This is a genomic window from Sphingomonas rosea (genome assembly GCF_039538065.1).
Lineage (GTDB): Bacteria > Pseudomonadota > Alphaproteobacteria > Sphingomonadales > Sphingomonadaceae > Sphingomicrobium > Sphingomicrobium rosea.
The window spans coordinates 2,337,935-2,355,521 of the sequence record NZ_BAABBR010000001.1 but is presented as its reverse complement, the minus strand read 5'-3'; the positions used below and the strand labels follow the sequence as shown (position 1 = coordinate 2,355,521).

11 protein-coding genes are annotated in these 17,587 nt (G+C 66.1%); 5 read left to right on the top strand and 6 right to left on the bottom strand.

All coding sequences use genetic code 11. The features are described from left to right. Positions 1–30: 30 nt before the first annotated feature. Entirely contained in the window at positions 31–2,907 is a 2,877-nt protein-coding gene (locus ABD693_RS11620) for an SNF2-related protein (RefSeq protein ID WP_344697233.1), read from the bottom strand. Between the two features lie 176 nt (positions 2,908–3,083). On the opposite strand from ABD693_RS11620, the gene ABD693_RS11615 reads away from it, so the two are divergent. Then, positions 3,084–6,482 (top strand): AAA family ATPase, encoded by a 3,399-nt coding sequence (locus tag ABD693_RS11615; protein ID WP_344697232.1) that lies wholly within the window; start codon positions 3,084–3,086, stop codon positions 6,480–6,482. 247 nt (positions 6,483–6,729) lie between these two features. On the opposite strand, the gene ABD693_RS11610 is transcribed toward ABD693_RS11615, so the two are convergent. Both ABD693_RS11610 and ABD693_RS11605 read right to left on the bottom strand, forming a co-directional pair. Continuing rightward, entirely contained in the window at positions 6,730–6,933 is a 204-nt protein-coding gene (locus ABD693_RS11610) for a hypothetical protein (RefSeq protein ID WP_344697231.1), read from the bottom strand. 196 nt (positions 6,934–7,129) lie between these two features. Beyond that, positions 7,130–7,333, bottom strand: a complete 204-nt coding sequence (locus tag ABD693_RS11605) for an MbcA/ParS/Xre antitoxin family protein (protein WP_344697230.1) — start codon at positions 7,331–7,333, stop codon at positions 7,130–7,132. Positions 7,334–7,789: 456 nt separating this feature from the next. Between ABD693_RS11605 and ABD693_RS11600 the strand changes: the two genes are divergently transcribed. After that, positions 7,790–8,680, top strand: a complete 891-nt coding sequence (locus ABD693_RS11600) for a TIR domain-containing protein (RefSeq protein WP_344697229.1) — start codon at positions 7,790–7,792, stop codon at positions 8,678–8,680. 28 nt (positions 8,681–8,708) lie between these two features. After that, the gene (locus ABD693_RS11595; protein ID WP_344697228.1) at positions 8,709–10,499 is read left to right on the top strand and encodes a hypothetical protein; all 1,791 of its coding nucleotides are present in this window, start codon (positions 8,709–8,711) and stop codon (positions 10,497–10,499) included. 3 nt (positions 10,500–10,502) lie between these two features. On the opposite strand, the gene ABD693_RS11590 is transcribed toward ABD693_RS11595, so the two are convergent. Together ABD693_RS11590 and ABD693_RS11585 are read right to left on the bottom strand one after the other, a co-directional pair. Then, entirely contained in the window at positions 10,503–10,949 is a 447-nt protein-coding gene (locus tag ABD693_RS11590) for an ion channel (protein WP_344697227.1), read from the bottom strand. Between the two features lie 22 nt (positions 10,950–10,971). Next, on the bottom strand, positions 10,972–13,257 hold the full coding sequence (locus ABD693_RS11585; protein WP_344697226.1) for a serine/threonine protein kinase: 2,286 nt from the start codon (positions 13,255–13,257) through the stop codon (positions 10,972–10,974). A 106-nt stretch (positions 13,258–13,363) separates the two neighbouring features. Between ABD693_RS11585 and ABD693_RS11580 the strand changes: the two genes are divergently transcribed. Together ABD693_RS11580 and clpX are read left to right on the top strand one after the other, a co-directional pair. Beyond that, on the top strand, positions 13,364–14,050 hold the full coding sequence (locus ABD693_RS11580) for a PP2C family protein-serine/threonine phosphatase (RefSeq protein ID WP_344697225.1): 687 nt from the start codon (positions 13,364–13,366) through the stop codon (positions 14,048–14,050). A gap of 167 nt (positions 14,051–14,217) precedes the next feature. Next, on the top strand, positions 14,218–15,486 hold the full coding sequence (gene clpX / locus ABD693_RS11575) for an ATP-dependent Clp protease ATP-binding subunit ClpX (protein WP_344697224.1): 1,269 nt from the start codon (positions 14,218–14,220) through the stop codon (positions 15,484–15,486). 75 nt (positions 15,487–15,561) lie between these two features. Here the strand turns inward: clpX and ABD693_RS11570 are convergent, their stop codons facing one another. Beyond that, positions 15,562–17,544, bottom strand: coding sequence for a DUF3857 domain-containing protein (locus ABD693_RS11570; protein WP_344697223.1), 1,983 nt, complete (start codon positions 17,542–17,544; stop codon positions 15,562–15,564). Positions 17,545–17,587 lie beyond the last annotated feature (43 nt).

The window sequence follows — 17,587 nt, the reverse complement described above, 5'->3', positions numbered from 1 at the left end:
GAATCAAAGCCCTTCCCCTGAAGGGCCTGCCTACACGACCGACCAGCGGATCGTGAACAGGGTTTCGGCCGTCTGGCCGCGCTGCATCCGCTTTTGGAGCCCGGCGATCAGCTGGTCCCGGCGGTCCGCGATCTCGTCCTCGACCGCGAAGATTTCCTGGCGCTGCTTCCGCTGCTTTCGCTCGAGCTCGACCAGTCGCGCCTGCGCGTCGTGCTCCTCCTCCAGCGTCGCCGCCGATCGCGCTTCGCGACGGAGCGCCTTGATCTGCTCCTTGGTGTCCTTCAGCGCCCGCTCGACCGCATACACCTTGTCCTCGGCCCATTGCTCCAGACGCTCGCGCGCGATGGCGAAATGCTTGTTGTTGGCTTCTAGTGAGCGGTTGAGGGCAGCCTTCTGCGCCTGCGCCGCTTCGGCCTCGATGCGCTCCGCTGCTTCTGCTGACACGCCACCCAACGGTCGGACCGCGGCCGCGACGCCGAACAGCCGTTCGCACGTCTCCTGATCGAGTGACCGACCGCCGTCTTTGACTCCGGAGAAGAGCAGATAATCCTCGGTTTCGAACGATGTGACCGTGAGCCGCCTGAGCGTAAGCCAGCCGCTTCGTCCCTTCAAAGCCTCCACGACCGCGTTCCGGCCGGGGTGCGATGTGACGTCGAACAGCAGCTCGGCGGCGGGCGTCGAGCCGGACTTGGCGGCATCAAGCACGTGCTCACCCAGCGGATGGGACAGACGATAAAGGAAGTAGCCATGGTCGTTGGTGGCGGCGCTCGGCTGATCGGCGCTCCTTGAGATCAGGTGGTAGCGCCCGCGCGCGATCCCGGGTGCTGGTGGCTGGGCCAGGTCGAACGCAAGCTCCGCATCGTCGAACGCCGCGGAATCCTGGAGGATGAACCGAGTGACGTCCCAGAACTGGCGGCCGACACGGTCGAGCTGGGCCTTGGTATCTTCAAGCCTCAGGCGGAGGCGCGCATGCACGTCCTCGTCGAAATTCTCGAGCAAGGCGCGGCGCGTCTCCTCCATCCGGGACCGGATTTGCTCGTCCAGCTCTGCCTGTAGCGCGTCGAAGGCGGCATCGATCTCCTTGGGCGTGCGACAATCCTGATAGATGGCGAGGATCCGCTTCTCGAAGTCGACGCCGGATTCGATCGAGCCCAAGACCTCGTCCGAGGCGCCGAAAACGCCGCTGAAGAGGTTGAACTTGTCGCGAAGGAGGGCGTGGATGCGTTGGTCCGCCTCGTTCCGCTCGTTCAGAAAGTTGATGACGATGACGTCGTGCTTCTGGCCATAGCGATGACAGCGGCCGATGCGTTGCTCGATGCGCTGCGGGTTCCATGGGAGGTCATAGTTGATGACCATCGAACAGAATTGGAGATTGACTCCCTCGGCAGCCGCCTCGGTCGCGATCATGATGTCGGCATGATCCCGGAAATGATCGATTAGCGCCGCCCGCACATCGATCGCCTTCGATCCCGTGACGTGGCCGGTGTCGAGATTCGCCTGCACCCAAGCCTGGTAGATCGCCTGAACCTGCTCCCCGGAATTTGTGCCGCTGAAGGTGACGACGCGGTCGGCATAGCCGTGGGTTTCGAGATATCGGCGTAGATAGTCCTGGGTGCGCCGGGACTCGGTGAAGATCAGCGCCTTTCTGGGCGCGCCCATCCGCGATTGTTCGGCGAATCCCACGTCCAGCGCCTGCAGGAGCGCCGTCGTTTTCGTGTCGACCTCGATGGAGTTGGCCATGTCCGCGAGCTTCGCCAGCTCGTCGATTTCCGACCGAAGGCGGGCAGGTTCAACAAGGTCGGGAATGCTATCGGCATCCTCGTCCGACAGCCATTCATCTAGCAAATCTTCCTCAATCTCCTCGGCGTCGATGATGGCGTCGGTCCAGTGATCATCCTGCTCGATTCCGTCCCGCAGGTCGACGAGCCGCGCGCGCAGCGTGCCGAGAGTGCCGGCAATCGCATAGGACGATGACGCAAGGAGTTTCCGCAGAATCAGAATGGTCAGGTGGCGCTGGCGCGACGGAATGGCATAGCTTTCCTCCCGCTGCAGCAGGCGGGATATGGCGTCGTAAAGGGATTGCTCGACATCGCTGGGCCGGAACGGCTGAGTGATCGCCTTTCGCTCGGTATAACGGACATATTCGAGAACCTGCTTGCGCAGGGTGCGCTTGCAGAAGTCGGCCAGGCGCAGGCGGAGACCATCGAGATCGCCCCCGGTATTGATATATTTCGACCGAAACGCGTTCGGATCGCCGAAGATGTTTTCGTCGATAAAGCTCGACAGGCCGTAGAGCTCCATAAGGCTGTTCTGAAGCGGGGTGGCGGTCAGCAAGAGCTTCTTGCGGCCTTCCGTCGCCCACCGGAGCGCCTGGCCAATACGATTGCTCGGGCGGTAGGCGTTGCGGAGCTTGTGCGCTTCGTCGATCACGACGAGGTCCCAGGCCATCGGCCGAAGCTCGTCCTGGAGCCGCGCCGCATAATGGTAGGACAGGATCACCACGGCCTTCTGATCGAGCGGCCATGGCTGACCGGCTCGCTTCAGGTCGCGATGCGTTTTCGCGTCGATGACGACGGCGGGCAAGTTGAACTTCTCAGCCAGCTCCGTCGCCCATTGCTTTCGGATCGAGGCCGGGCAGATGATGAGAAGCCGGCGCTTCCGTTCGGCCCACTTCTGGCAGAGCACGATCCCGGCCTCGATCGTTTTGCCGAGCCCCACCTCATCGGCAAGGATGGCGCCTTCCGCGATCGGCGACTGAAGCGCGAACATCGCCGCCTCGATCTGGTGCGGGTTGAGGTCGACCGAAGCATCGAACAGCGACATTGATAGCTGATCAGCCGCGCCGGGAGGTGCCTGCTTCGTCAGGTTATGGGCCAAATACTTGGCGTGATAGGCGGTTAGCTGCACAGCCCCTGCTTAGCTTCCCGATTGTGACGCTGTCGAATCGGTCTGTCGGTTCAGGTCGATTGGGCGGACAGCCGGGCTATGCGCCCGAGGGGGTGCTCGGTGGCCATCATCTCCTCCCACTCGTCGATGAGACCCTTCACCACATTGACGGCGGCCCGAAATTGTTGATCCGGACCATGCTCGTCTCCGAGCATCCGCTCACGTACCGGTGGATGCTCCGTGAGCCAGCTTGGGAGACAGCCAAGGACCTTGGGCTCGCCGCTGACGCGGGTCGGGAGCCGCAGGGCGACCCGTTCCCCGACTTCATGGTCAACACAGTGTGGGTGCAGGACGCGGACAACCAGCGGGCCATGCTGGACGGGTTCGCCCGTGAGCTCGCGCCCGAGCACTCCCTCGTCTTCTTCTATGCCAAGCGCACGCCGCTCGCCGAGTCGGGCAGCGCGATCGTGGCTGTGGCATTGCTGGAGCATGTCGGCCGCGTCGACGAATATCCGTACAAGGGCGGAGCGGCTGGCGGGCGGGTCCAATCGATGGTCTGGGAGCGTCCGTTCCAGCATTCGCTCCGGACAGCGGAGGGGGGATTCACCGGCGGAGTCGTGCTGCCGTACCAGCAGATCCTCGAACTGGCGGAGGCGGATCCGGAGCTTGACGCTGCGCACTTCCTGGCGGTGCCGCCGGAGGACGCGCGGGGAGAGTTCCTCTATGGCTCGGAGCATGTCGGCCATGGATCCGCGATCAGTGCGCTCCTGGCGGTGCGGACAGCTGTGGAGCGCTGCTCCGCGCTTGTGCCCGGAAACTGGGGGGAGGCGATCGGGTGGATCGACGCAAGGATCAACGACCTCTGGCGGCTCCGGGGGCCCGCCCCCGGGCTGGGAAGCGCGCTGACCTGCATCGAGCCCGCTAGCTTCAATGGCACGCTGTTCGCGCATGCCGTTCAGGACAATCTCCCGCCGGATGCTGACCCGTGGCCAACGGTCATCGACATCTTCGCGGGGCGCCGGCCGCAACCGTTCAGCGCCCCTCCACTCTCAACCTTGCCGAAGCGGCGTTTCGAACTGATCCGCACCAACAGGCCGGAACAGTTTGCGCTGATTCAGATGCTGTCGCGCTTCGAGCTGACGAAGACGCAGGCCGTTGCCGCGTTCGACGCGGAGGACCCGATGCGGGCGGTGAAGAACCCGTATGTCCTTTTCGAGGAATCGCGATTCTGGGACGAGCCGGTCCCGCTCAGTAGGATCGATCAGGGCCTCTATGGCGGCGGAGGCGCCGTCGGTGCCTGGCCGCTCCCGTCGGCCACGCTCGTAGACCCCACCGAACCTGACCACCCGCTGCGCCTGCGGGCATCTGCGGTCGAGGTGCTGGAGCGCGCCGCCGCCGCAGGCGACACCCTGCTCCGCGGTGCAGACATCGCAGCCGCCGCGGCCGAGCTGCCGCTCTCGCCGCCGGTGCCCCTCGACGAAATTGCGCTCGAGCTCTTGGAGCGTGATTTCTATCCCGCCGTGAATGTCGAAGAAGCGGACGGGTCGTGGACGGCCCAGCTTGAGCGCTATGTCGAAGCCGGCACGGTCATCCGCAGCCATGTCTCCGCCCGACTAGATGCACCGGCCGACGCGGTTCACGTGGACTGGCGCAAACTCCTGGAGGCGGAGTGGGGTGGGATCGAGGAAGGGGAAGAGGTCGAGGAGAAGGCGCGCGAGGAGAAATCTGCCGCGCTGAAGACGTTGACGGAGCATCGGCTGGCGGTGCTGACCGGCCCGGCAGGGTCGGGGAAGACGAGCCTCCTGAAGCTCCTCCTGCGAAGGCGCGATATCGTTGGGGGCGACGTCGCCCTCCTGGCGCCGACGGGAAAGGCCCGGGTACGCCTCGGCGCCCAGACCGGAATGCGCGACAGGGCCAGGACGCTCGCGCAGTTCCTGAAGGAGCAGGAAAGGTGGAATCCCGAAACGGACGAATATTCTTTCCGAAGCAGCGGCGCGACCGCCCGCGTATCGACCTGCGTCGTCGACGAGGCCTCGATGTTGACGGAGGACCAGCTCGCGGCGCTGTTCAGCGCGCTCCCCAAGAAGGCGCGGGTGATCCTCGTCGGCGATCCACGGCAGCTGCCGCCGATCGGCGCCGGCCGTCCGTTGGTCGACCTCATCGCGCACCTTGAGGAAAGCCATGCCGGGGCGGGAGTGGCGTCCCTCGAGGTCGGCCGGCGGCAGGGCAAGGACGGCAAGCCCGTCGCTGCCGCACTCCTTCCAGACGTCCAGCTGGCGCAGCTTTTCTCGGGGCGGATCCTTGGCCCGGGAGAGGACGAGATCGCTGGCGAGATTCTTTCAGGGCAGGCTGAAAACCGGCTGCGGACCCGGGAGTGGGACACGTCGCCGCGTTTGCGTGAGGTGCTCGCGGACGTGCTTGCCGAAGAGCTCGGAAGTGTCGACGGCGATCTCGAGCGGGCGGTGGATCTATCCCTTGGCGGGAAAGACTCGGATCGGATGTATTTCAATCTTGGCGCCGGGGCGAACGTCGAGCGATGGCAGGTCCTGACCACTTACCGCGATCTGCCGAACGGCTCCGGCGAGCTCAACCGTCACCTCAAGAGGGTTGCGCGAGCTCGAAAGCTGCGGCTCGCGCGCGAAGGCGACCGCGGCTGGCGCGTCGTTGAGCCCCGCGGCGCGGACCAGGTCACCTATGGAGACAAGGTGATCTGCCTGCAGAACCATTCGCGCGACAACTGGGACGGGAAGGCGCACGCTGGCTATCTCGCAAATGGCGAGGTGGGCCTAGTGGTCGGCGGAACCGGGCATTCCAGGCCATCCTGGACGAATGTCGAGTTCTCTACGCAACCCGGCCTCAGCTATGGGTTCAGGGCGAGGGATTTTGCCGATCACGCGAGCCCAATCTTGGAGCTCGGCTACGCGATCACGATCCACAAGGCACAGGGGTCAGAGTTCGGTGCCGTGATCCTGGTGCTTCCAGCCAACTCGCGGATGCTGAGCCGCGAGCTTCTCTACACCGCCCTGACTCGCCAGCAGAACAGCCTGTGGATCCTGCACCAGGGCCCACTGGGTGCCTTTCTTCGCTTCCGGTCGGACTTCTATTCGGAGACAGCCCGCCGCACCACAAATCTTTTCGCGCCCCCGTCCATGGTGCAGGCGAGCCCACCGGCTGGTGCGCCCCCTGCCACTCGCCGGACGTTCCTTGAACACAAGCTGATCCATGCAACTCGGCGGGGTGACCTCGTCAGTTCGAAGAACGAGGTGATCATCGCGGACATCCTGAACGAACTCGAGCAGGAGGGGTGGATCCGCTACAGCGTGGAGAAGCCGCTGGTGCTGGCCGGAATCGAACGCTGGCCTGACTTCACGGTCGAGCACGGGGGCGACGTCTGGTACTGGGAGCATTGCGGAAAGCTGGACGATCCCGGCTATCGCTCCCGGTGGGAGCGGAAGAAGGCCGGGTACGCGAAGGAAGGGATCGATATCTGGGCCAGCGACAACCCGACGGGCAGGCTGATCGTGACGACCGACGGCCCTGAGAAGGGCGTCGACAGTGGTTCCCTGGCCGAACTCGCGCGACGGCTCTGGTTCTAGAGTCAAGGCAACCGCAGCAGGGGCGCCCATGCCAGGCCTTTGTGCCGCTCGATGCGTCGAAGGCGTAGTTCACCGGTCAGTACTCCCTGCTGGAGCTGTGGGTGGTCCGAGTCGAACGGATGGTCGAGCAGGCGTTCGGCAGTGGTCGCGCCCACTGCGCGGCCTAGATGTGCACATAGGGGCTGGGCGGTGGGGTCGGATCGCCGTAGCGCGGCAGGACGCAGTCCAGGTCCTGCTGGCCGGAAACCTAGGCGCAGCAGTTCATTACCAGCATTACCTCCTCGAACAGACCGGTCAGCCGCATCGCGTTGGCCGCCCTGAAGCCGAGCAGGCCGCGCAGCGAGCTCGCCCGGGCGTCCGCCATGACGAGGGCGCAGCCGCTGGCGTCGGGCGGCGGCGGCACCAGGCCGTGGCGGGCGAAAAACAGATAGAGCCGCCGACCCCGGGGCATGCCGTGCATGTCGGCCTGTGAAGTGAGCCGAAAAACGAGCGAACGACCGAAGTTCAGCGGCGAGATGGGCGGTCGGAGCGTTTCGATGTGCGTCTTTGCGACATCGACCGCCGGGTGAATGTGGATCCGCTTTGCGCCCTTAATTGCTCTAAAGCCGCCAGTCCGCAATCGGCAGATTAGGTTCGCCGCCAAGTCGCTAGGCGTAAATGCCGGAATCGATGGCGGCGAGATAATCCAGGACCTCGGCGCCGCGTCCTTCATGGATCATCTGGCGCGCTGTTCGTTTGTCGAAGCCGGGGATCAATTCTTCCTCGTACCAGATCCGGGCGCGTTCAGCCGATCCGAAACGTGGCTGAACCATGGATAAGACGTTCGCCGCATCGTGCTTCGTGTTCTTCATCCCCTAGTTCTCGCACAATGCTTCAAGGGTGAAAGGGAACCGATCTGCATCACCGAAACTGATGGAGAGCGTGCTCGCCGCATGCCGATACGAAGCCCCTTGATTGGCATGTCCCGTCGTGCGAGTCCTCCTGCTCCAGCCGCGGCTAGAGCTGCGGTCGGGAGCCCGCGACTGTACCCAATGGGTGTAGCCACGGTTAATTCGCCCGGAGAAGTCGTCAGACTTTTCAATGATTTAGAAGGCTAACGGCAGCTACTGCTTTTCCTGCCGCCCCAGCCAAGCTCTTCCATCGCCGCTCGCCGCCCGCGTGAAGATCTCGCGCTTGTCGGCGCTGCCGGTCCTGCTCTCGACTCATCGGCGGTTTTCAGGGACAACGCTCGCCTCTCTGCGTGAATCGGGCCTGTATCTTCGCCCTTGCGACAGTGCCCGGCAACGGCGGGCGGGGACGCGACCGGTTTGTCAGGCACGGACATCTTCATCTCCTACAGCCGGTCGGACCGGACCGTCGCGCGGCACCTCGCGCAGCGGTTCGAGGAGGAAGGGCTGTCGGTCTGGTGGGACGCCGCGCTGCACCCGGGCGAAACCTTCGACGAGGTGATCGAGCGCAACCTGCGCGCCGCCTGCTCGGTGGTCGTGCTGTGGTCGCCGCGCTCGGTCAATTCGCGCTGGGTGCGGGCCGAGGCGACGCTCGCCGACCGGCTGAACAAGCTCGCGCCGGTGATCATCGAGGATTGCGAGCGGCCGATCATCTTCCAGCTGACGCAGACCACCGATCTGACCGAGTGGAACGGCGACCGCGACGATCCGGTGTGGCGGCGACTGATCGACGACCTGCGCCGCAACGTCGAGCGCGGCGGCAGCGCGGGGGAGGGCCGGGCGCCCGGCGCGCCGGCGCCGGGACGGCGCTTCGACCCCGAGGCCGCGCTGCAGCGGCGCGAGCGGGCACCGGCGCGCCAACCGGCCATGGCGCTCGCCGAGGATCCCACCAGCCAGTCGGGAATGACCGCGGCCGATCCGCTCGAGCCCCATGCCAGCACCTATCACACGCTCGAACCGCGCAATCGCATCGCGGGCGGCGGGGAGCGGTTCGTGGTGACCACCGCCGGCCTTCGCATCGGGCGGACGCCGCCTTCGGACGTGGTGCTCGCCGACCCCATGGTGTCGCGCGCGCATTGCCTGATCGAGCTTGCCGACGACCGGCTGGTAGTGACCGACCTGCGCTCGACCAACGGGACCTTCGTCGATGGCAAGAAGGTCGAGGGGAAGGCCTTTCTCGAGGTTGGCGCAGTGCTTCGGGTGGGCAAGGTCGAGTTCGAGCATTGCCTGAGGACCGCGGGGGTTCACTGACGATCGTGGCGTGAAGGGGGACAGGGGTTTGACGCAGACGCATCCGCCGCGGCCGCGGATCACGCTCAACATCGGCATCACCGGGCACCGCGCGAGCGTGCTTTCGGCCGATCTTGTCGCGCTGACCTCGCCGATCCTAGAGCGGGTGTTCCGCGCGCTCGGCGAGGGGACCGAGGCGGTGCGGCAGGGATCGGAAAGCCTGTTCGCCGATGCCCCGCCGCAGCTCCGGCTCCATACGCCGCTCGCGACCGGTGCCGACCAGATGGCGGCCAATGTCGCGCAGCGAACCGGTTTCACGGTGCGCGCGCTGCTGCCCTTCGCCGCCGACGAATATAGCGCCGACTTCCGCAAGGGCCGCGAGCTGAAGGAATTCACCCAGCAGCTCGAGACCGCGCACGAGGTGCTGGCGCTGCCCTCGGACCGGGCCGACCCCAATGCGGCTTATGTCCAGGTCGGCAAGGCGGTGGTCGCGGCGTCCGACATCCTGATCGCGGTGTGGGACGGGGGCGACGGCAACGGGCCCGGCGGGACCGCGCATGTGGTCGACCTGGCGCTCACCTCCCTGGTCCCGGTGATCCATGTCCCGATCGACCGCGAGGCGGGACTGCCGGGCGAGCCGATCCTGATCTCGGGGCGCAGCATCCTCGACTATGAGAAGGCGCCGCTGGCGGAGGCCGCGCAATTCCGCGAGCTTCTTGAGCGGGTGCTGGTGCCGGGCGACGAACTCGCCCGCGACCATGCGGCGCTCTACTATCGCGAGCGCGAGCACCGGACCAACTGGCGCTTCGAATATCCGGTGCTCCTGGCGCTTCTCGGGGTGAAGAGGCTGCCGCGCATTCCGTGGCGCGCGAGCCGGGTCGCCGACGATATCGAGTCCGATTGGAAGGACGTGCGCGATCCCGGGACGGCCGCGTCGCGCGAGCCGCTGGCGCTCGCCTACGCCTGGGCCAACAATCTCGCGATCCGCTACGCCCAGCAATTCAGAAGCGGGCACATCACCAATTACGTGCTCTCGGCGCTGGCGGTGAACCTCGCTCTGTTCGGGCTGATCATGCCCTCGATCAAGCTCTACCTCGTCTTCGCCGAGCTTGGCGTCATCGGCCTCCTGTTCCTCAACACCAATGCCGGGACCAAGGGCGAGTGGCACCGCCGGTGGCTGCAATATCGCTATCTCGCCGAGACGCTTCGGCCGTTCATCTATCTCAAGCGCACGGGGATTATCGGACCACCGTTCCGTGGCGAGCCGCTGCGCAAGGGAATGCACCGGATGCGCGGCATCGACTGGACACATTGGTATGCGGCGGCGATCTGGCGGCAGATGGACTGGCCGGTGGGCGAGATGACCGGCGAGACCGTCCGCCTGCTTGGGCAGGACGTGGTGCGCGAGCAATTGCTGCCGCAGGCCGCCTATCACCGGGTCAATGCCGAGCGGATGCACAAGCTCGACCACCGACTTCACGAGGTCGGCAACTTCCTGATCGGCGCGGTGATCGCCGCCTGCGTGTTGTTCATCATCGGCTATTTCACCGTGCACGACTGGACCAAGAGCCTGACCGGGCCCTTCATCTTCCTGACCGCCGGGCTGCCGGCGATCGGCGCGGCGGTGTTCGGGATGCGCGGGCATGGCGAGCACCTCCTCGCGGCGAGCCGCTCGGCGCATACGGTCGAGGCACTCGACCACAATGTCGCGCGGATCGCGGCGGCGAGCCGCCTCGATCAGCTGGCGGGCGAGCTCGAGAACAGTGCGAGCATCATGCTGGCGGACCTGAACGAATGGACGGCGAGCTACAGCGAGCGCTCGCTCGAGGTGCCGGCCTGAGGGTCACCGGCGCTCGGGCGCGATCTCCGACTGGGTCCACAGCCGCTCCATCACGAGATAGGTGAAGGACGCGCTCCAGGTGACGAGGATGAGCCCGGTCAGCGCCTCGACCCCGGCGACGATGCGGATGGGGCCGTGCGGCACGATGTCGCCGATGCCGAGCGTCGTGAAGGAGGCGATCGAGAAGTAGAAATGGTCCTCGAACCAGCCCGGCCCGCCGCGCACCGCGCCGAGCAGCCGACCGTAGCCTGCCCAGTCGAGCCCCGAGAGCGCGAGCGCGAAGATCGCGACTTCGACGAGGTGGGCGCAGAACAGGACAAGGATGATGAACAGGAGCGGGTGGCCCATGCGCCGCTTCTCGAGGATCTTCTTCAATGCGCGCAGCACGAGGAGGTGCACGTAGCAGCACAGGGCGGTCAGCGCGCCGGCGGCGAGGAGGGTGAAGATCACCGGAAGCCGTCCATCGGGCGGGCTAGCGGCCCTTCGCCCCGCTGGAACGCTTGACCAGGAAAACGAGGTAGGCGCGGGTCTGTTTCGCCTGCTTCACCATCGATTGCGCCTGTTGGTCCGAGCGCACGCCACGGAACGCATTTTTGAGGTTGGCGAGGCTTGCGTCATAGGTCTGGGCGAGCTGGGCGTTGGCGCGCAGCATGTCGTAGTTCGCGCGCTCCTCGGGCGTGCTTCCCGGGCGGGCGCGGCTGCCCATGCGGATGACCTGCTTGGCCATGCCGCGCGCGTCGTTGACGATGGCGTTGAACTCGCTGGTGGTCGCGGGCGAGAGCAGGGTTGCGCTGGCGGCGGGTGCGGCGACGACCGGGGCGGCGGCGGTCGCGACGGGGCGCGAGGCGGGCACGGCGGCGGCGGTCGCCCGCGCTTCCTTGCGGAGGCGCTCCTGCTCTTCGCGGCGCTTGGCTTCGTCCTGCTGGGCGAGGCGCCTGTCCTCGGCGCCTTGGATGTCGGCAACCGCCGTCGCCGCCGCGCCGAAGGCGCCGTAGGTCGCGACCAGCTTGTGCGCTTCGGCAAGCGCGACGCGCGGATCGGTCGCGGCCCGGACCCGGCCCGCGCTCCCGCGCAGGTCGCCGAGGCTGGTGCGAAGCGCGGTGACCGGCTGCTGACGATCGGCGGGAAGCGTCGCCGCATCGGCATTTGACCATGGCGCCTGGCGCGACAGCGCGTTGGTTCGTTCGTCGACCGACTGGACGAGCGCGGCCGCGAGGCCCGTGGCGGCGGTCCGGGCCTGCGCGGCGGCCGCGGCATCGGCGGGCGCCGGACTGGCCGAGAGGGCGGCGGTCAGCGCCGACAGCGGAGCCATCGCCGCCTCGGGAAGCCTGGCGGCCTCGGCGTCGCGCGCGAGATCGGTCGCGGCGGTCGTCAGCTCGGCGAGGGTGGCGGGCGCACTCGTGTCGGGGGCGGGGGTGTTGAGGACCTCGATCGGCCCTTCGCTCGGCCCCGGCGCAGCGCTCCGCTGGGTGAAGGCATAGCCGGCGCCGACCACCAGCAGCGCCGCCACCGCGCCGCCGATCAGGAGCGGCTTCTTGTCCTTGGGCGCAGCATCGGCCTTGGCCGGTGTCGAGGGCGGCGGGGCAGGGGGCAAGTCGGCCTTGCGCGCATCGACGTGTTCGGGCTTCGGCGGAGTGGGGTCGGGCTTGGGCACCACCGATGGCGGGGCCTCGGCAGTGGCGGTCTTCTTGCCCGCCTTGGTGTGCCCGGCGCGCTTGAACTCGGCCTGGCTCGGATGCGCGGGAACTCCGGTGTCGAGCGCCACCCCCGCCGACTCGCGGTCCACCGGGGCGACCGGCACGATCGTTTCAGAGGCCGTCATGAAGGGAACGACCTGGGTGACGTCCTCCGCTTCTTCGTCCGCCGCGCCGCCGGTCTCGTCGAGCATCTTGAGCCAGGCCGCGATCGACTGTGGGCGGTCCGCGGGCTTCACCGCCATCGCCGCATCCACGGCTGCGAGGAACCGCGGGCTGTAGCCAGGCCAGTGCCGGTCGGCGAGCGCCTCGCCCGCGCCGCCATGCATCCGCTCCAGAACCTCGGGCGGCTTGGTCCCGGTCACGCATTCGTAGAGGACGACGCCGAGCGCGTAGATGTCGGTCCACGGGCCCTGCTCGAACGTCTTCACATATTGTTCGATCGCCGCGTAGGGCGGGGTGTGGAAGGTGACCTTGGTGCTGGTCGCCTCCGCCGCCTCGAACCGGGCCGAGCCGAAATCGATCAGGACCGGCTTGCCGCTGTCGTTGATGAGGATGTTCGGCGGCTTGATGTCACGGTGGAGAACGCCGACGCGGTGCGCGCGGTCAAGACCCTCGGCGACGGGGCGGATGATCGCGAGCAGGCTCCGCTCGTTCCACTTCTGGCCCTGCTTGATCAGCCGCGACAAGGACATGCCGTCCTCGAAGTCCATCACCATGTAGGCGGTGCCGTGGATCTCGAAGAGGCTGCGGACGCTGACGATGTTCGGGTGGCGCGAAGGCGTGGAGAGGTTCCAGAGGAGCTTCGCCTCCTCGACGAACTTCTTGAGGCCGAGCGCATGGACTTCCTCGGCATCGGAATCGATCGGGACGACGGTCGCCTCGGCGTCGCGCTCGCTGATCGAGCTGGGGAAATATTCCTTAATCGCGACGAGCTCGTTGAAGTAGATCCCGCGGCCCTTGTAGACGATCCCGAACCCGCCGACCCCGAGCACTTCTTCTAGGCGCCATTCGCGAAGAACGGTCCCGGCCGGCAGGGCCTTGGTGCTGTACGCCTTGTTCACGGCTGCCCCCCGACCTCTCGCTAAGATTAACAAATCGCATAATATCGCCATTAATGCTAGTGTGACGCGGCTGGCGGAGGGGGACGTGGCGATGCGGTTCGAAAGCGTGAGCAGGACCCATGTCGGCCTGAAGCGCCCCATCAACGAGGACAATTATCTCGCCCGTCCCGAAGTGGGCCTGTTCGCGGTCGCCGACGGCATGGGCGGTCACGAGGCGGGCGAGGTGGCGAGCGCCCGGATCGTCGAGGCGCTGGGCCTGCTCAAGGCGATCACGCCCGCCACCATCGTCGAGACGCTCGAGCAGGTGAACGCCGACCTCGTCGCGCTGGCCCATGAGGGGGAGGGGAAGCGGACCATCGGCAGTACCGTCGCGGGGCTGCTGATCGAGCACGGGCAGGCGACGAGTTTCTGGGCCGGGGACAGCCGCGCCTATCGCCTGCGCGGGCGCGACCTCCAGCGCCTCACCCGCGACCATAGCCTGGTGCAGGAATTGCTCGATGCCGGGATGATCGATCCCGAGCGGATCGATGACCATCCCAATGGCAATGTCATCACGCGCGCCGTGGGCGCGGCCGAACGACTCCGGGTCGACTGCATGCAGGCCGATGCCGCGCCCGGAGACCTCTTCCTCCTCGCCAGCGACGGGGTCACGCGGCTCATGGCCGACGAGGAAATTGCCGCCGCGCTGGCCGACACGCCGTCCCTCAACGAGATCGCCGACGGCATCGTCTGGACCGCGCTTCGGCGCGGCGCGCCCGACAATCTGACCCTGGTGCTCGTCCGCCTCGCCTAGGAAGGCGCGTTCGAACCTTGTCGGCCAGCATTCTCAGGGCCATATTCGATCCATACCGCTCCCGAACCCATGCAACGCGTTAAGGCTTCGGAGAGTTTGAATGTGCGACATATGCGGGCTAGGCTGCCCGCTCCGGCCGTGCGAGCGGACGGCAGACAAGGAAGATTATGACTAAGCTTCAAGGCGGGGACGGCAAGAGCACCCTCTACTGCAGCTTTTGCGGCAAGAGCCAGCATGAGGTGCGCAAGCTCATCGCGGGGCCGACCGTCTTTATCTGCGACGAGTGCGTCGAGCTGTGCAACGACATCATCCGCGAGGAATCCAAGTCCGCGCTGGTGAAGACCCGCGATGGCGTTCCGACGCCGGCGGAAATCTGCAAGGTGCTCGACGATTACGTGATCGGACAGAGCCGCGCCAAGCGCGTGCTCTCGGTCGCGGTGCACAACCATTACAAGCGGCTCAATCACGGTGCCAAGAGCGGCGCCGAGGTCGAGCTCGCCAAGTCGAACATCCTGCTGATCGGGCCGACCGGCTGCGGCAAGACCCTGCTCGCGCAGACGCTTGCCCGGATCCTCGACGTTCCCTTCACCATGGCCGACGCAACCACGCTGACCGAAGCGGGCTATGTCGGCGAGGATGTCGAGAACATCATCCTCAAGCTGCTCCAGGCGTCGGACTATAACGTCGAGAAGGCGCAGCGCGGGATCGTTTACATCGACGAGATCGACAAGATCAGCCGCAAGTCGGACAACCCCTCGATTACCCGCGACGTGTCGGGCGAGGGCGTCCAGCAGGCGCTCCTGAAGCTGATGGAAGGCACGACTGCCAGCGTTCCGCCGCAGGGCGGGCGCAAGCATCCGCAGCAGGAATTCCTTCAGGTCGACACGACCAACATCCTGTTCATTTGCGGCGGCGCCTTCGCCGGCCTCGAGAAGATCATCGGCGATCGCCTCCAGGGCAAGTCGATCGGCTTCGGCGCGCATGTCGCCGGCCCGGACGAGCGCAAGACCGGCCAGGTGCTCAAGCACACCGAGCCCGAGGATCTGATGAAATTCGGCCTCATCCCCGAATTCATCGGCCGTATGCCCGTGATCGCGACGCTCGAGGACCTCGACGAGACCGCGCTGGTCAAGATCCTGGTCGAGCCGAAGAACGCGCTGGTGAAGCAATATGCCAAGCTGTTCGACATGGAAGAGGTCGAACTCGCCTTCACCGACGACGCGCTGAACGCGGTTGCGAAGAAGGCCATCGAGCGCAAGACCGGTGCCCGCGGCCTCCGCTCGATCCTCGAGGCGATCTTGCTCGACACCATGTTCGACCTGCCGGGCATGGACGGGGTCGAGAAGGTTCATGTCGACAAGGACGTGGTCGCCGGCACCAAGGAGCCGGTCCGCGTCTACGCCAATCGCGAGCAGAAGGACGACGCGGCGGCCTGATCGCCGCCGCCTTCCACCACGGTTTCGAAAGGCCGGCGCTCCTGGTGAGCGCCGGCCTTTGTCGTTCTTTGGCGGCTAGTCCTTCTTGTCCTTGCCTTCGTCCGCGACCGGACGGATCTTCCCTGGTGCGATCACGTAGGCGAACTGCTCGCTGATCTCTCCGGCGGCGGTCTTCACCGACCGGGCGGCGTCGGCGTCCACCTCGGGCTTCTCGTGCGTGAAGGACGAGACCACCACCGCCTTGTCGCCTTCGATCTTGACCGAGCGCGAGACGTGCACGCCGCCGAAGTGGCGATCGATTTGCGTTCCTTCGGTGCGGAAGCCCTTGCCGTTGTTGGGGAGCAGGATGACTTCGCGGGTCCGCTCGAAATAGGGCCAGTTGTAGAACATGGGCAGGTCATGGTCCGCTGCCTCGGTCCGACCCGGATCGATATCCCATTTCACCGTGCTCTGGCTGAGCTCGTAGCGATAGCCCTTCATTCCCTTGATCGGCGACCAGTCCATCGCGGCGCTGCCTGTGAAGGTGACCCGGTAGGTGCCGTCTGGCTGTTCGGGCTCCTCGCTCTTGATGATCAGGTCGTCGTTGCCGACACCGGGCAGCAGGTTCTTGAGCCCGGTGGCGAACTTCTCCTCGTTATCGCTGCTCGCCTTCGTCGCGCGCATCGCCGACGCGCCTTCGTCACGGAGGATCAAGGTGGCGGTGAAGGGGACCTTTCGCTCGAAGCCCTGGCGACCGTCCCAGACCAGTTCGGCCTCGCGCAGCGGGCTTGCCGGAAGGGTCTTCTCGATCGCCACCAGGCTGGCACCCGGAACGAGCGGCAGTCCGCGGTCGAAGGTCGTGCGCTCGAGCTCCGAGACCGTCCGCTGACCGTAATCGGTGGGATCGAGGTAAAGCATCTTCCCGTTGAGCTTCGCGCGGACGATGACATGGTCGAACACGCCCATGGAGGGAAGGAGTTCGCCGACCTGCCCGTCCATGGCACTGCTGACGAGCATCGGATGGGCTTCAATTCCGAGCCGGTCGAGCAGGCCGAGGAGCATCACGGTCTTGCCCTTGCAGTCGCCGAAGCGCCGTTCCCAGGTCTCCTCGGCGGCGGCCGGAACATACGCCCCCTGGCCAAGAAGCAGGGCGACATAGCGGATTTCGTCCTGCGACAGGCGGAGCGCGGCAAGGAGGCGCTTCTCGGGATCCTTCGAGGCGGCAGCGATCTTGTCGGCTTCGGCGGCGAGGGGCGTGCCGGCCTTGATGACCCGGGCCTTCGCATATTCGGCGGCAATCGAGTCGGCGACCTCGGTCCAGCTGGACCAGGCCGAGGCCTGGATGACCGGGTTCTTGAACCTTTTCGGGGTCCCGGTCGGCCATTCGCGTTCCTTGCTACCGTTCGTCACGAACCGGTATTCGGTCATGCCGTCGAGCTTCTTCGTGGCGGGCGCGCCGACTCCCGGCGATCGATACCAGCGCATCGGCACGCCATCGGTGACGAGCACGCGTCGCTCGGCCCGGTTGATCGCCTCGTCGATGATGTTCGGCACGATATATTCGGTACGGAAGGGAAGAGGGGATTTGCGCGAGGTGTAGCTCGCCGCGAGCACGATCTGATCGCCGACCTGAACGCCCTTCACCGGCAGAACGACCGTCTTCACTCCGCTCAACATCGCCTTGTCGAGATTATTCTCCTGGTTGAGCACCATCAGCGCCTTGGCATCGTAGGCGTCGATGACCTTGCCGCCCCGGCGAAGCTCCAGCTTGTGGATGGTGAGATCGGAACGCTCCGTGTCCCACGGCAATACCATCGTCCCGACCGAGCGGAGGCCGGCCACGGTCTGCGGAACCGCGACATATTCGAGGTAGGCGACAGAGGAATCGCGCTCGAGCTTCTGCTGCGCGTTCACCACCAGCATCTGGGCCGGGAGCGACTTGAGCTTGGGATTGGGCGCGGGAACGGTCACGGGCTCGACCCAGGCCGGTGCCGGCTTGTAGGCGGGCACCGGTTCGGCGGCATGAGCAGCCGACACGCAGCCGATGATGGCCGCGCTGGCCCCCCAAAGATATCGCATTCTTCAAACCCCTGTTACGCCGAGCACCCGAGCGCGAGATTAA

Excerpts from the sequence above, each read along its gene's own strand:
- ABD693_RS11615 (WP_344697232.1), top strand. The coding sequence starts at position 3,084 with ATGCTCGTCTCCGAGCATCCGCTCACGTACCGGTGGATGCTCCGTGAG.
- ABD693_RS11605 (WP_344697230.1), bottom strand. The coding sequence starts at position 7,333 with ATGAAGAACACGAAGCACGATGCGGCGAACGTCTTATCCATGGTTCAG.
- clpX (WP_344697224.1), top strand. The coding sequence starts at position 14,218 with ATGACTAAGCTTCAAGGCGGGGACGGCAAGAGCACCCTCTACTGCAGC.
- ABD693_RS11610 (WP_344697231.1), bottom strand. The coding sequence starts at position 6,933 with ATGCCCCGGGGTCGGCGGCTCTATCTGTTTTTCGCCCGCCACGGCCTG.
- ABD693_RS11570 (WP_344697223.1), bottom strand. The coding sequence starts at position 17,544 with ATGCGATATCTTTGGGGGGCCAGCGCGGCCATCATCGGCTGCGTGTCG.